Raw genomic sequence first — 12,470 nt, forward strand, 5'->3', positions numbered from 1 at the left:
ACCACTGATCTGCCATTGAAGTCCTCCCTTCAGGAAATCATAGGTGCCCCGCCGCCGCTTCTCGCCCAAGCGGGCCTGCGATTTGGCGGCTGGCCGCAGCGGTGCGCCCCAGCCCGCGGATTGTCCAGCCCTCCGCTTCCCAGCCGGGCGCGTCCAGTACGTTGCGGGCATCCAGGATCCTGCGGTGCCGGACCAGCGCCCCTGTGTCGACCGGTGAGAGGGTGGCGTAGTCGTCCCACTCCGTGAGCAGCAGCACCAGGTCCGCCCCTTTCAGCGCCAAGGACGTGGACTGTTCGAAGCGCAACTGCGGGTAGCGGAGCGACGCGTTGTTGATTGCGGCAGGGTCCGTGACCGTGACCTGGGCGCCGGCTGACGCCAGCTGCAGGGCGACGTCCAGGGCGGGGGAATCGCGGATGTCGTCCGTGTCCGGTTTGAAGGCCGCGCCGAGCACCGTGAGTCGGCGGCCGCTGAGCTCCCCGCCGCACAGGTCCCGGGCCAGGCCGACCGTGCGGGAGCGCTGGTTGCGGTTGATCGAATCCACCACGTCCATCCACCGGTCCACGGATGCCACGCCCAGGCCCGCAGCCTGGACCCGGAGGGAGCGGATGTCCTTGGGCAGGCAGCCGCCGCCGAACCCCAGGCCGGCGTGGAGATACCGGCCGCCAATGCGCGGGTCGAGACCCATGGCAACACCCAACTGGTGAACGTCGGCGCCTGTGGCGTCGCAGAGTTCGGCCATGGCATTGATGAAACTCAGCTTCGTCGCGAGGTAGGCATTCGACGCCGATTTGATCAGTTCCGCCGTGGCAAAGTTGCAGACCAGCCGCGGCACGCCGGCGGCCAGCAGGGGAGCGTAGGCGGCGTCGAGGACGGCGGTAATCGCAGCGACTGGACCGGCGGCCGGCACGCCGTCGTTGGGAACGCCGTCGTCGGGCACGCCGTAGATGAGGCGGTCCGGAACCAGGGAATCCTTGACCGCGGTGCCCTGGCGCAGGAATTCGGGGTTCCAGCCCAGGAGCACATCCGGGCGCAGGGACAGCACCCCGCTGAGCATGTCCACTGTTCCGACCGGGACGGTGGACTTGCCCACGATGGCGGACCCTGCGGCCAGATGCGGACGCAGCGCCTCCATGGCAGCGAGGAGGTGGCTGAGGTCGGCGTCGTCGGAGGTCTTGGACTGCGGTGTGCCCACGCAGAGGAAATGCAGTTCGGCGCGGGCGGCGTCGACGAAGTCCGTGGAGAAGCCGAGCTGGCCGGTGCGGACGCCGGCGCGCAGGAGCTCATCCAGCCCGGGCTCGAAAAACGGCGCGGTGCCGCGGCCCAGCTGGTCCACCTTGGCGGCGTCCACGTCGATTCCTATGACGCTGTGGCCCATCGAGGCGAGGGTGGCCGCGTGCACGGCCCCCAGGTAACCGCAGCCAATCACGGAAATTCTCACAGGGCAGCTCCTTCCCGGGTGGTGCGGGTGGTCCGGGCCGTATCGACCGAACCGGGGGTGCCGGCGCCCAGGACCGCCTGGTAGTGCTGGACGAGCTCGGCGCCGAGGGCGGACCACGTCCGTCCCTGTACCGACGCGTGGGCGGCCGCTGCGAACGCACGCCGCTTGGCGTCGTCGCCCGTCAGGTCCGCGACGCAGGACCGCAGCCCGGCAAGGTCGCCCGGCTTGTACAGCCAGCCGGTGCGGGAGTTCTCCACGAGGTCCAGTGGCCCGCCGCGGCCCGTGGCGACCACCGGCACGCCCGAAGCCATCGCCTCCTGGATGGTCTGGCAGAAGGTTTCGAACTCGCCCGGATGCACGAAGAGGTCGAAGGACGCCACCGCGCGGGCCAGTTCCTCGCCGCCGAGGAAACCGGTGAAGACCGCATCCGGCAGCGCCTCCTCAAGGGCCGGCCGCTGGGGGCCATCCCCCACAATCACCAGCCGGGTGCCGGGGACGTCGGCCAGCACAGCAAGGTCCTGCACCTGCTTTTCGACCGCGAGCCGGCCGACGTAGCCGATGACGCGCTCGCCGGCCGGGGCGACGGCGGCCCGCCATCCGGCGTCGCGCTTCTCCGGGGAGAACCGCTGGGTATCCACGCCGCGCCGCCACATCTGGACCCGCGGAATGCCGCGGCCGCGGAGTTGGTTGAGCGCGAAGCTGGACGGCGCGAGGGTCCGGGTGGCCAGCAGGTGGATGTTCTCCACCCGGGTCCACGCCCAGTTCTCCAGGAAGGGCACGCCGTACCGGCCGGCGTAGGACGGGACCTCGGTCTGGTAGATGGCGATGGTGGGGATTCCCAATTGATGGGCGGCCTGGGCAGCGCGCCAGCCGAGCACGAACGGGGAAGCCAGATGGATGACGTCCGGTGCGTACCCGGCAAGGATTCGCTTGACCCGGGAGACACCGCCCATCGCCACCCGGACGTTCGCGTAGCCGGCCAGCGGAACAGAGGGCAGCCGGTGGACCTGCGCCCCGTAGACCTCGGCGGGGGCCTCCACGTCCTGCGTGGACGGCGCGATGACCAGCACCTCGTCTCCGCGCTCCTGCAGATATTCAAGAACCCGCAGAATCGAGTGGGTTACCCCATTCATCAGCGGCAGGAATGACTCGGCAACAATTGCGATCCTCACCCCTCCACAGTGCGGGGGCAGTCTTGCGGTGCGGGGTCGGGTGTGTGGCGGGGGAGGGAAGAATGGGTTAACGCCGCTGTGTGGCGGGGAGCTACTGCGGGCCGAGGAGTTCCCGGGCCTGCCGCTGCGCTTCGAGCTGCTCCGGCGTGACGATGGAGCCGCGGAGGTACCCGGCGTCCTCGATGATCCGGCGCAGCTCGGCCACGGTCCGCGGGGTGCCGACCCCGTGATGGGCCATGGCGTGGCAGTTGGCGCAGAGCGGCACCAGATCGGTGAGGGGATCGAGTTCGTAGCTGCTGCCCAGCAGTGCCACGGGGACGAGGTGATGCACCGGGATGAAATCCGCGCCGAGCTCACCGTACTTCTGCTCGAACGAGAACCCGCAGGCCGCGCAGCTGGTGCCGTGGTGCGCGATGCAGGCCCGCCGCGCATCGGGGTCGCGCTCGTACCGGTTCGCCGCGGCCCGGGTGAGGGCCATCTGAGGGTAGGTGCCGGGAGCGGGCAGGGTGGGGTCCGGGCCCGCCGGAGGCCCAAAGTCGCGCCACAAGGTCCGGATGATGGCTTCGTCGGCCGGGTCAACGCCGCACTCGAAGTCTTCGGTCCCGTTCCATGGGATTGCTGGCACCGCGTTCTGGAGCACGTCGACGGCGATCGGCTCGCCGGCCGGCAGGAGGGCGTCGAATGCCACCAGCACCACCCTCCGGGTCCGCTCCGGCCCGGCTCCCTCAGGAACGGAAGCGAGCGGACTGGGCGGGGGTTGCTGCAGCCCATCAAACAGCGCCGCGTCCGAGACCACCACCCCGTGGCCAATGAGGCCCCGGCTGTGGCCACCCTCCAGGACCAGCCAGACGTCCGTGCCCGCTGGAGCGGGGTGGCTCACGCTCCAGGGCTGGAGGTACAGTCCGGTCGCAGCGGCGCGTCCGCGGACGTCCGAGTAAATCCAGTCATTCCAATGGTCCGGGTTCCAGCCCAGGATGATGGCGGTCATTGGGCCATTCTCGCAGGAGCCGCCGCCCGACCTGGTGCGGGTCGGCCATCAACCGCGAACAGTCCGGCCGCCGATTAGATACCCGGATCAGCCAGCATGGTGGAGGGTCCAGCCCGTCCGGGACTCCGTGCTCGGCGACTCGTCACAAATGGCCGCTCTGCAGGGGTGGGTAGCGGCCGTTTGTGGCGAGTGGGCGGGGTTTGGTGCCGCTCGGGGGTGGGTAGCGGCCGTTTGTGGCGAGTGGGCGGGGTTTGGTGCCGCTCGGGGGGACGCAGTGCCCCGAGGACGCCCGGAATCCGGCTGGCGCAGCCTGGACAAGGGAGCCCGGACAAAAGACTGGTGCAGCCGCTGCGTTTCCGCGAGGCGACTGCACCAGCAGGTAGTACGAATTTTCGGATTGCTATGAAACGGTACTCATTCGCGGCTCCCTCTTCCCGGTCGATTGTTACCGGGTCTTTGCGCCGTCGGCCAAATCCCTCGACATCAGCCAGCCGGCACCAAGCATTAGTATGCCCATGATCATGAAGGCCCAGGCATCGATGGTGTTGAGCGACAGGAAATTGGCCGCCGACCCCACTCCGACGATGAGTCCATACACGCTCAAGACGATGTACAGCAGGCCGAAGCCCATGAGGAAGTTCCGGGCACCCATTGGGTTGTTCCGGGACATGGCCAGGCCGGTGGCGCCAATCACCAACTGAACAATGTTCAGGAGCATCGAAACTTGGAACAGGCCCAGGAACAGAGCCGTGGAACCAGGTCCGAAGAACGCCAGGGAGCCGTACTGCGTGGTGACGCCGGGGATGAACCCCAGAAGTCCCACGACGATGAGGACAATACCCACACCCATGCCCATGTTCTGGACGTCCGTGCGTCCAAAGTGAACGCCGTGTGCATGTGGAGATGCGGTAGTCATTTTCTGCCTCCAACCACTGATTGCGGACATTCCAATTTTACGGCGGCGTACGGGAAAAAGCGCCCGCCGAATGCGCAGCCAAGTTCAGGAACCACGCAGACGAAACGGGACGTTGCACGGGTTAAGTAGGGTCCGTGAGCCTGTCGCACCGGGTGGCCGCCCGCAGACGTGGCACCATTGAACACGATGAAACTGCGCGCTGATCAGACCGGGGAACGTGGACTTCCGATGCCGTTGTGGCTGCAGGGAGCCCTGGAATCTGCGCAGGCAGCCATTATCTCGGCCCTGGTGGTGGCCGCTCCGATTGTTGCCGTATGGGCTACGGCCGGGTTCCAGAACGGAGCCACCGACGCCCTCGCCCGCCTCGCCGGGCAGGCCTGGCTGCTGATTCACGGCGTTCCGCTGCTGCTGGACACCGCAGGCGTGGGGGCCGCGGCCCAGCCCCAGACCGGGGTTTTGTCGCTCGTACCCCTCGGGCTGACGCTGATACCGTTCCTGCTCGCCTGGCGCGCCGGCCGCAGGCTGGCACGTGCGTCCTACGCGGACCAGCTCTGGCAGGCTCTGCTCGGATCCTGGCTGATGTATGCCGGCTTCGGCCTGGGCACCGGTTTCATCTGCCGCACCGGCGACGTCGGCGTGGGGCTCTGGTCCGCGGCCCTTATCCCGCTGGTCCCGGTGGGGCTGGGCATGGCAATCGGCGTCCGCCGCGAGGCCGGCTCCTGGCGCCGCCTGATCGGCGTCGACGCCGTAGCCTGGCTCTCCCGCACCAGCCAGCATTCGCGCTGGGCCGGGTCCTACCTCGGCTCCGCGATCAAAGCAGGCTATGTGGCGCTGATGGCCAGCCTCGCGATGTCAAGCGTGCTCCTGGCAGCGACCTTGTTTATCCACTGGAACCTCGTCATTGCCGTCTATGAAGCGCTCGACGCCGGGCCGCTGGGCGGCGCGGTGCTCACCGTCGCGCAGCTCGGCTTTCTCCCCAACCTGGCCGTGTTCGCGCTCGCCTGGACCTCCGGCGCCGGCGTCGCGCTCGGGGTCGGCTCCCACGCCGGGGCGCTCGGCACCGCCGTCGGGCCGCTGCCCTCGATCCCGGTGTTCGCGGCGCTGCCGGCCGGATCGCTGGACTACGGGGTGGCCGCCCTGGTGGTGCCGGTCCTCGCCGGAACGCTTGCGGGCTGGTGGTTCCTGCGCGAAGGCGAAAACCACTTCGACGAGTGGCTCTCCATCAAGGTCGATGTCCGCTGGTTCACCGCCGTGGCCTCCACCTTGATCCTCGGCCTCCTGGTGGGCAGTGTCGCCGGACTCCTCGCGGCGGTCCTGGCCTGGCTGGCCGGGGGATCGGCCGGCATCGGCCGGCTCACCGAGATTGGACCCGACCCGCTGATGACGGCACTGTTTGTGACCGCTGAGGTGGCGGTCGGCGTCGTGATCGGTTACGCGGCGGGGCCGTGGCTCGAACGCCGGCAGGAGTTGCGCGAAGCGGACCTGGAATCGGCTGCCCACTGACGGACCCGGCTCCGGGCCAATCGGCTCCAGGCCGTCCAGTTCCGCGCGGAACCCCCTAGCGGAACTGCGGCAGCGTCTTCTGCAGCTCGGTCTGGCACATGGAGGCGGCCTGCTGGGTGAGGGCCTGGCGGCTGCACTGCTGATAGTCCCGGACCTGGGTGAAGAACAGCGCCGAGGTCAGCAGCAGGAGCACCTGGACGGCCAGGACCACCATCCCGGAGACTGTCCCGTACAGCACCAGCTTGGATTCCTTGAGTTTGGCGTACCGGACCAGCACCATGATGCCGAGCACGATTGCGATCGCCGTCAGGAGTCCGCTCAGCCAGAGGTAGTTGATATCCAACTGGTAGACGAAGAACGATCCCAGCACGGCCACGATGAAGCTGCGGAACAGAATGTGGGTCTTCGCCTGCGAGGCTTTGGCAGCGTCGCTGAGCGGGTTCTGGCTGCCCGGGCTGCCGGCGGAGTCGTTCGGGGGATTCATGGTTTCCAGCCTACGCGAGCGGCCCCATAAGCTAGGACCATGCGTATCGTGGTCCTCGTCTCCGGCACCGGCTCCAATCTCCAGGCGGTTATTGACGCCGTCCAAACGGGCGGGCTCGACGTCGAGATCGCCGCAGTTGGCGCGGACCGGCCCGGGACTTATGGGGTGGAGCGGTCGGCCGCTGCCGGAATCCCGACGTTCGTGGTGGACTTTAAGGCCTATCCGGACCGGGCCGCCTGGAACGAAGCGCTCACCGGGGCCGTGGCCGCGTACTCGCCCGACGTCGTCGTCTCCTCAGGGTTCATGCGGATCGTCAGCGCGGACTTCATTGACGCGTTCGGCGGCAAGTATCTCAACACGCACCCGGCCTTGCTGCCGTCGTTCCCCGGGGCCCACGGGGTCCGGGACGCGCTGGCCTACGGGGTCAAAGTCACCGGCTGTACGGTCCACTGGGCCGACGCCGGCGTGGACACGGGCCCGATCATCGCGCAGGAAGCCGTGGCGGTGCAGGCCGCGGACACGGAAGAGACCCTGCACGAACGGATCAAGGTGGCGGAGCGCCGCCTGCTGGTCTCGACGCTGGCGGCCCTCGCCGCGGCCGCCACACCTGCCTGAACACCCGGATGCGCTATCACTTTTGGTGCTCATCCGGGGCGTAGAAGCACCAAAAGTGATAGCGCATCCGAGGGGGCGCGCATCCGAGGGGGCGCGGCTTAGGTAAGCTGCCGCTGCTTGGTTTCAGGGGCGAAGAACGCCATCCACAACACACTGAGCAGCACCAGGCCCCCGGCGAGGGCGAACGACGTGGCCAGGCCCAGTTCAGGCCAGAGGAAGGCCGCGAAGACCAGCGGGCCGAAGCCTGCGCCGAGCCGGGAAAACGTCGAGGCCCAGCCGAAGCCGGAGCCGCGCAGTTCCGTCGGGTATAGCTCGGAGACGTAGGCGTAGAGCACCGGGATGGCCACCTGCACCACAAAGCCGAACACCAGCAGCCAGAACACGGCCGCCGTCGGGATATCCACCACGATCGCCACGATCACCAGGGTCAGCGCAGACAGCGGGCCGGTGATCGCCAGGATCCACTTCCGGCCCACCCGCTCCACCAGCAGCGCGGCCACCACCACGCCGAGGAGCCCGACGGCGGCCATGGAGGCGGTGGTCAGGAACGCCTTGTATTCCTCGAAGCCGGCGCCGATCAGGATCCGCGGCATCCAGGTCAGCGACAGGTAGTACACCAGCAGGATGCTGAAGAACAGGGACCAGGCCGCGGTGGTGATTTTCCAGTCGTACTGCCAGAGCGCGCGGAGCTGGGTCCAGGCGCTGCCGGCGGAGAGCCGCGGTGCGTCCTGCGGCTCCGGGAGGCTGTAAACGCGGGGCTCGGCGCCGGTGGCCGCGACGAGGTCGTCGATCACCCGGGCGGCCTCCTCCCGGCGGCCCTTGCGGATCAGGAACAGCGGGGATTCCGGGACGCTGCGCCGGACCCAGAACACCAGCAGCGCCGGGAGCACCATCACCAGCATGGTCAGCCGCCAGTCCGCGAAGGCCGCCACAAGCCCGGCGGAGACGAAGCCGCACAGCGCCGCCCCGATCGGCCACCAGCCGTCCATTGCGGTGAGGACCCGGCCGCGCTGTCTGCGGGGGGTGAACTCGCCCACGAGGGCGTAGTCCACCGGGATGCAGCCGCCCAGGCCGAAGCCGGCCATGAAGCGGAACGCGACAAACCAGAGGAAGTCGGGGGAGAACGCGCCGAGCACCGTGAAGATCGAGAAGATCAGCAAGGTGGCGGTGAACGCCTTCTTGCGCCCGATGGTGTCCGCGATGGTGCCCCAGACAAACGCGCCCAACGCCATGCCGATCAGGTTCGAGGCGCCGATCCAGGCGGCCTCGCCCGGGGTGAGAGACCAGTGCCTGGACAGCAGCGGAATGAGGATGCCGTTCAGTGTGACGTCCCAGGCGTCAAACATGAAGCCCAGGCCGCCAATCAGGAAGATCCGGCCCTGCACTTTCCAACGCCACGGCAGTTCCTGGACCACCTGTTCGCCGCTGGGCACAGTGGTATATGTATTCATCTCTCAGCCTCCAGAGAAAACTTTACGTTGCCGCGGAGCCAGGTGCGCAGCGCTTCATACTCCGGCGCGCGGGGAGGCCCAGGGGACCAGCGCAGCCATGACGCGATAAACTGGCCCCATCCCCACCACCCGCGGCCTCGCCGCGATATAAGACGGAGACTTTTGTGAGCTTTACGCCGCTTGACCGGATATCCATCGACCGTGTGCCCATCCGCCGGGCCCTGATTTCGGTCTACGACAAGACCGGTCTGGAGGAACTCGCCAGAGGCCTGCACGACGCCGGCGTCAAGCTCGTCTCCACCGGGTCCACCGCCAAGAGGATCGCCGCCGCCGGCATTCCGGTCCAGGAAGTCGAGGAAGTCACCGGCTCCCCGGAGATGCTGGATGGCCGCGTCAAGACCCTCCACCCGCGCGTCCACGGCGGCATCCTCGCCGACCGCCGCGTCCCGGCCCACATGGACACGCTCACGTCCATGGACATCGAACCGTTCGACCTCGTGGTGGTAAACCTCTACCCGTTCGTGGACACGGTGAACTCCGGCGCCGCGCAGGACGACGTCGTCGAGCAGATCGACATTGGCGGCCCCGCGATGGTGCGCTCCGCGGCGAAGAACCACGCCGCCGTCGCCATCGTGGTGGACCCCTCGTCCTATTCCGACGTCGTAGCTGCCGCCGCGTCCGGCGGCTTTGACCTGAAGACCCGCCGCCGGCTGGCCGCCAAGGCCTTCGCGCACACTGCCAGCTATGACACCGCCGTGGCCACCTGGACCGCGAGCCAGTTCCTGGACGAGGACGGCGACGGCGTCATCGACTGGCCCGCGTACGCCGGGCTGGCCCTGGAGCGCTCCGAGGTGCTGCGCTACGGCGAAAACCCGCACCAGCAGGCCGCCCTCTACGTGGACAAGGCCGCCCCGGCCGGCATCGCGCAGGCGGACCAGCTGCACGGGAAGGCCATGAGCTACAACAACTTCGTCGACGCCGACGCTGCCCTGCGCGCTGCGTTCGACTTCGCCGAGCCCGCCGTCGCGGTCATCAAGCACGCCAACCCCTGCGGCGTGGCCGTGGGCTCCGCGTCCGCGGACGACCCGATCGCCGAGGCACACGCCAAAGCCCACGCCTGCGACCCGGTCTCCGCGTTCGGCGGCGTGATCGCGGCCAACCGCACGGTCACCGCCGGCATGGCCCGGACCGTGGCCGGCATCTTCACCGAGGTCGTCATTGCCCCGGGCTTCGAGGACGAGGCCGTGGAGATCCTGTCCCAGAAGAAGAACATCCGTCTTCTCGCCCTGCCCGAGGGCTACGGCCGTTACCCGACCGAGTTCCGCCAGGTCTCCGGCGGCATGCTGGTCCAGGCCACGGACAAGGTCGACGCCGAGGGCGACGACCCGGCCAACTGGACCCTCGCCGCCGGTGACGCCGCCGACGCCGCTACCCTCGCGGACCTGGCCTTCGCCTGGACCGCGTGCCGGGCCGCCAAGTCCAACGCGATCCTGCTGGCAGACGCCGGGGCCGCCGTGGGCATCGGCATGGGCCAGGTCAACCGGCTCGACTCCTGCAAGCTCGCCGTCGAACGCGCCAATACCCTCGGCGTGAGCGTGGACTCCGCGGTCGAGGGCGCCGGTGGTGCCTCGAACGCCGTTCAGGCAGAACCAGGCATGACCGGAGCCCCGGAGCGGGCCCGCGGCGCCGTGGCGGCGTCGGACGCGTTTTTCCCGTTCGCCGACGGCCTGCAGATCCTGATCGACGCCGGCGTCCGCGCCGTCGTCCAGCCCGGCGGGTCTGTCCGGGACGAGGACGTGATCGCCGCCGCCAACGCCGCGGGAATCACGATGTACTTCACCGGCGCCCGGCACTTCTTCCACTAGGACGGATCAACAGGGGGCGCCGGATGACCAGGCTGACAGGGTTGCGGGTCCACCGCGTCCGCGTGCCGCTGGTGGGGCACTTCACCACCGCTGTCCGCAGCGCGACGGAGCTGGAGACCGTGCTCGTGGAGGCCGTCGATTCCGACGGCCGCAGCGGCTGGGGCGAGGCACCGATCAGCCGGGTCACCCGGCTCAGCACCGAGCAGGCGGCGGCAAGCATCCAGGGCCCGCTCACTGCCCTGGTGCTGGGCCGTGCCTCCGGGACGGCGGTCCGCACGACGGCGGGTCCTTCCGCCGGGGATCTCGACGGCGTCCTGGACCGTCTGGAACGAAGCGGCGAACCGGCGGCGGCCCGGATGGCGGTGGACTGCGCCCTGCATGATCTGGCAGCCCAGCAGCTCGGGCTCACTCTCAGCGCGTACCTGGGCGGCGGGTCCGCTGCCGGCGGGCCCGCGGCCGGGGCCGGCGATGGCGTTCCAGGAGCCGCTCCCGCCCCGACTGTCGAGACGGACATGACGCTCTCCGTCGCGCCACCGGAAGAACTCGGGGCGAAGGCGGCGGTGCACGCGGCCGCCGGTTTCCGCTGCCTGAAGGTCAAACTGGACGCCCGGATGGACGTGCTGGCCTCGATGCGGGCGGTCCGGGCGGCGGCCGGCCCGGACGTTGTGCTGCGGATCGACGCGAACCAGGCCTTCGACGCCGGGACGGCCATCCGGATCATCCGGGAACTGGAGGACGCCGGAGTGGAGATCGAACTCGCCGAACAGCCCGTACCGGCCGGGGACTGGGCGGCACTGGCCCAGGTCAGCGCCGCCGTCGACACTCCGGTCATGGCCGATGAAAGCCTGTGGACGCTCGGAGATCTGGACCGGCTGCTGGAGCACCGGGCCGCGCCCCTGATCAACATCAAACTGGCCAAAGCCGGCGGACTGCGCCATGGCCGCAGGCTGCTCGACCGCGCCCGGGCTGAGGGTCTGGGGGTGGTGATCGGTTGCATGCTGGAGAGCCCGGTGGGGATCGCCGCGGCCGCCTCCCTCGCCTCCCTGCTCCCGGCGCCCACGGACCGGTCCGCAGCGCAGGACCTTGACGGCGGACTCTGGCTTGCCGCGTCCCCCGTGCTCGGCGGCGCCGGCTATAGCGGCCGGACCATCCGGCTTGCCGCGGCCCCCGGGCTCGGGATCACGGCTCTCAGCTAAGGGCAGCCACTTTTACGCCGTCCCCTTCGAGCCGTGCAGTTCCCAAGCCAGCCGCGAGATGGACCGGATGGCCGGCAGGGCGTCCTGCTCGGCGTACGCGCGGGTGCAGACCGCCAGCACATACCCGGCACTGAGCGGGCCGCCGCGCGGGGCGACAAACGCGACGTCGTGCTGGATTCCGGTGACCCAGCCCGACTTGCTGCCCCAGCGGACGTCGGCGCCTGCGGCGTCCAGTTCCGCGCCGAGGTCACCGTACTCCTGGGCGATGAGCCACCCCGTCATGAGTCCGGTCAGCTCCGGCCCGGCAGCAGCACCGGTCACGATCGCCCGGACGACGGCGGTCAGGTCCCGGGCCGTGACCTGGTGGCTCAGCCCGGCCCGCAGCGCCGGAAGATCGCCGATCAGCCGGTCCATGCGCGACGAGGAGGCGCCGCAGCCAGCCAGGGCCGTGTTGACCGCGGGCAGCCCCACAAGTTCCACGGCAAGGTTGGTCGCCTCATTCGAGGAGACCGTGATCATGCGCCGCAACACGTCGGCCAGCGGCAGGGCGGTTCCGGGGGAGGGCATGCCGGCGTCGCGCTCCCCGGGTTCGAAGCTGAAGATCTCCCCGCCGCCGGCGCCGGAGGCAAACGTGTGCGCTGCGGTGACGGGCTGCTCCAAATCCAGGGTGCCGCGTTCCACCGCCTGGATGGCCGCCACCAGCACGCCGAGCTTGATGGTGCTCGCGGAATAAAAGGGCAGGTCCGCGTCCCGTTGGGCCAGGACGGTGCCGTCCATCGCGGTGAGGCAATAGGCGATCGTGGGGACACCGTCGCTGTAGTCGGAGGTAACAGGCACGGGTG

At 69.2% G+C, this 12,470-nt stretch carries 11 protein-coding genes; 4 read left to right on the forward strand and 7 right to left on the reverse strand.

Features of this window, described 5'->3' with window-relative positions; translation table 11 throughout:
* Positions 1 to 37 precede the first annotated feature (37 nt).
* The 4 genes from VUN84_04200 to VUN84_04215 form a co-directional block, all read right to left on the reverse strand.
* Positions 38 to 1,438 (reverse strand): UDP-glucose/GDP-mannose dehydrogenase family protein, encoded by a 1,401-nt coding sequence (locus VUN84_04200; GenBank protein XAS64883.1) that lies wholly within the window; start codon positions 1,436 to 1,438, stop codon positions 38 to 40.
* A complete protein-coding gene (locus tag VUN84_04205) occupies positions 1,435 to 2,610 on the reverse strand; it encodes a glycosyltransferase family 1 protein (GenBank protein XAS64884.1) in 1,176 nt (391 codons plus the stop codon). Before VUN84_04205 ends, VUN84_04200 begins: the two co-directional genes overlap by 4 nt.
* A gap of 91 nt (positions 2,611 to 2,701) precedes the next feature.
* Entirely contained in the window at positions 2,702 to 3,598 is an 897-nt protein-coding gene (locus VUN84_04210) for an HNH endonuclease (protein ID XAS64885.1), read from the reverse strand.
* A gap of 445 nt (positions 3,599 to 4,043) precedes the next feature.
* Complete coding sequence (locus tag VUN84_04215) at positions 4,044 to 4,514, reverse strand: DUF4383 domain-containing protein (protein ID XAS64886.1); 471 nt, start codon at positions 4,512 to 4,514, stop codon at positions 4,044 to 4,046.
* Positions 4,515 to 4,700: 186 nt separating this feature from the next.
* Here VUN84_04215 and VUN84_04220 point away from each other — a divergent pair, with 186 nt between their 5' ends.
* Positions 4,701 to 6,017 carry a DUF6350 family protein gene (locus VUN84_04220; protein ID XAS64887.1) on the forward strand — a complete coding sequence of 439 codons (1,317 nt, stop codon included), beginning with the start codon at positions 4,701 to 4,703 and terminating at the stop codon, positions 6,015 to 6,017.
* Between the two features lie 55 nt (positions 6,018 to 6,072).
* Here VUN84_04220 and VUN84_04225 read toward each other — a convergent pair whose 3' ends face one another.
* The gene (locus VUN84_04225) at positions 6,073 to 6,501 is read right to left on the reverse strand and encodes a hypothetical protein (protein XAS64888.1); all 429 of its coding nucleotides are present in this window, start codon (positions 6,499 to 6,501) and stop codon (positions 6,073 to 6,075) included.
* 39 nt (positions 6,502 to 6,540) lie between these two features.
* On the opposite strand from VUN84_04225, the gene purN reads away from it, so the two are divergent.
* Positions 6,541 to 7,116, forward strand: coding sequence for a phosphoribosylglycinamide formyltransferase (purN, locus tag VUN84_04230; GenBank protein ID XAS64889.1), 576 nt, complete (start codon positions 6,541 to 6,543; stop codon positions 7,114 to 7,116).
* Between the two features lie 98 nt (positions 7,117 to 7,214).
* On the opposite strand, the gene VUN84_04235 is transcribed toward purN, so the two are convergent.
* A complete protein-coding gene (locus VUN84_04235; GenBank protein ID XAS64890.1) occupies positions 7,215 to 8,567 on the reverse strand; it encodes an MFS transporter in 1,353 nt (450 codons plus the stop codon).
* Positions 8,568 to 8,731: 164 nt separating this feature from the next.
* Between VUN84_04235 and purH the strand changes: the two genes are divergently transcribed.
* Entirely contained in the window at positions 8,732 to 10,432 is a 1,701-nt protein-coding gene (gene purH / locus VUN84_04240; protein ID XAS64891.1) for a bifunctional phosphoribosylaminoimidazolecarboxamide formyltransferase/IMP cyclohydrolase, read from the forward strand.
* A gap of 23 nt (positions 10,433 to 10,455) precedes the next feature.
* Positions 10,456 to 11,628 carry a dipeptide epimerase gene (locus tag VUN84_04245; protein ID XAS64892.1) on the forward strand — a complete coding sequence of 391 codons (1,173 nt, stop codon included), beginning with the start codon at positions 10,456 to 10,458 and terminating at the stop codon, positions 11,626 to 11,628.
* A 12-nt stretch (positions 11,629 to 11,640) separates the two neighbouring features.
* Here the strand turns inward: VUN84_04245 and VUN84_04250 are convergent, their stop codons facing one another.
* Positions 11,641 to 12,465, reverse strand: a complete 825-nt coding sequence (locus VUN84_04250) for a serine hydrolase (protein XAS64893.1) — start codon at positions 12,463 to 12,465, stop codon at positions 11,641 to 11,643.
* Positions 12,466 to 12,470 lie beyond the last annotated feature (5 nt).

Source organism: Micrococcaceae bacterium Sec5.8 (assembly GCA_039636775.1).
GTDB lineage: Bacteria > Actinomycetota > Actinomycetes > Actinomycetales > Micrococcaceae > Arthrobacter.